The sequence below is a fragment of the Salinicola sp. genome (assembly GCF_982684285.1).
The window spans coordinates 1-1815 of sequence record NZ_CEXLVS010000416.1 but is presented as its reverse complement, the minus strand read 5'-3'; the positions used below and the strand labels follow the sequence as shown (position 1 = coordinate 1815).

2 protein-coding genes and 1 pseudogene are annotated in these 1815 nt (G+C 38.8%); all 3 read right to left on the bottom strand.

All coding sequences use genetic code 11. The features are described from left to right. Nucleotides 1-33 precede the first annotated feature (33 nt). The gene (locus AC3AYF_RS20600) at nucleotides 34-678 is read right to left on the bottom strand and encodes an SCO family protein (protein ID WP_487780336.1); all 645 of its coding nucleotides are present in this window, start codon (nucleotides 676-678) and stop codon (nucleotides 34-36) included. After that, nucleotides 672-1550, bottom strand: coding sequence for a hypothetical protein (locus AC3AYF_RS20595; protein WP_487780335.1), 879 nt, complete (start codon nucleotides 1548-1550; stop codon nucleotides 672-674). Before AC3AYF_RS20595 ends, AC3AYF_RS20600 begins: the two co-directional genes overlap by 7 nt. Before the next feature lie 44 nt (nucleotides 1551-1594). Further along, a pseudogene (locus AC3AYF_RS20590) lies at nucleotides 1595-1815 on the bottom strand (copper-containing nitrite reductase); the annotation flags it as partial.

Sequence of the window (1815 nt, the reverse complement as noted above, 5' to 3'; positions counted from 1 at the left end):
AACACCATGAGAATGCTTTTCACAATTCGTCGGCTATTCATTAATTAACTGCCGTATTTTGCTGGTAAATTCTTCTAAAGGTGTGCCCGTGTACTCAAGGCTTCGTGTGTAGCCTTCTTTATCAATGAGATAAAGTGTCACTGTGTGACTATAAAGTGATGCTTTATCTTCTTTAGCATCTTCTGCATCGGCAAATAGTTTAGGGTTAACTCGTCGAATCTCCTTTGTGGGTACATTGAGTGCTGATAACTTGTTATATTCTGCTTGATAAAGCGACACAATATAATCAACTTGCTCTTGTGTTCCCGATAGACCAATAAAGTCTTTATTGAAGTGACCAATGAAAGATTTTAAATGCCCAGGCGTATCGTATTCCGGATCAATTGTTACAAATACAACGTGCATTTTCTCCTGCTCATCCGCTGATAAAGCAGCATAGAGTCGCTTTAAATATCCCAATGTGAAGGGGCAAATATCCGCACAATTAGTGTAACCAAATGCAATAACCACAACCTTGCCTATGAAGCGGCTAAATTCAATCGCTTCTCCGTCAGCATTAATGGCAGAGAAGTCTCCCCCCACACCACTTAAAATAGGCAATGTTTCAACCTCTGAGGAAACGAAGCTTGACCAGCTTAGTAAGGCAATAACCGTCAACCTCATCAACTTATTCAACATAATAACCTCACCCAAGACTCGTTATCTGGCAGTAAATGCTTCTCTTTAATTGAGATCACTTGCCATGCATTATTGTCCTGTATTCTATATTCGATTTCTTGGTGAATTTTAGCCTGTACTGGCTTTCCTTTATGATTGACGCCTTCCCACTCAATAATAAGATCCAGCATAAATACATTCGATTTATTGTTTAATTCTTTCACTTCAAGTGACCGTAATAAATGACCACCTTTTGCTAAATACTGTTTACGCTTGGCCAATGTAGCGGATATTTTTCCTTCAACCTCGTCACCACCTATTTTCATTGAGTAACTAGCATTATCTAGCCACTTTTCAGCGTGAATTACTGATGTCATCTCACCGACACCATCAAGATGGGCTAACCATGCGTAGGCAAATTCGCGTGCTTTATAATATGAGCGATTAAATTTTACTGTCGATACTATTTTTGCTTGTTCAGTCTTATCTGTAACTATATTTATAATGACGGGTTTCGCTAGAAGTGCTACTTGAAATGTAAATGTCTCATCCCTTAATTGGCTACCAACATCATCGGTATTTTTATAGGTGATAAGTGATTTAACCTTAAATTGATAACGTTCCGAGACATCTAGTTTTGTCAGGTCAGTACTCATAATCTGTATCTGAGTAATGTTGCTAGGATAACGAGAGCGATAGTCATCCCATACCTGTTCCGTTGCAGCAAATGACACCTGTTCATCTGTTGATATCAAATTGCCATACCAGTTCATCGCAGAGGAGGCTATGGCATTCAGTGATGAGGTGTATGCAACTCGTTGTTCTACCTCTGTAGGAGCTGCTACTGCAGCCCCCACAAAAAATAGAATTATTAATAAAATAGATCTCATCATAACTATCTCTATGAATCTATTCTTTCAAATTTATTCAACTAGATTTATTGAATTGGACCAGGTTTTTGAACCTGTTCCATTAAGTCATTATTCCATTCACCTTCAACTGATACATGAGCTGCTGCACCAAACATAATTGCTTCAATCAAGTTATGGTTAACGTACGCATAAATACCGGGTTGCAAGAAGGTATATATCGCTGCACCAGCCTCACCACCTGCTATTGACCATGTTTCGCGATTAGTTGTAGGTGTGTCATCAAATG

Excerpts from the sequence above, each read along its gene's own strand:
- AC3AYF_RS20595 (WP_487780335.1), bottom strand. The coding sequence starts at position 1,550 with ATGATGAGATCTATTTTATTAATAATTCTATTTTTTGTGGGGGCTGCA.
- AC3AYF_RS20600 (WP_487780336.1), bottom strand. The coding sequence starts at position 678 with ATGTTGAATAAGTTGATGAGGTTGACGGTTATTGCCTTACTAAGCTGG.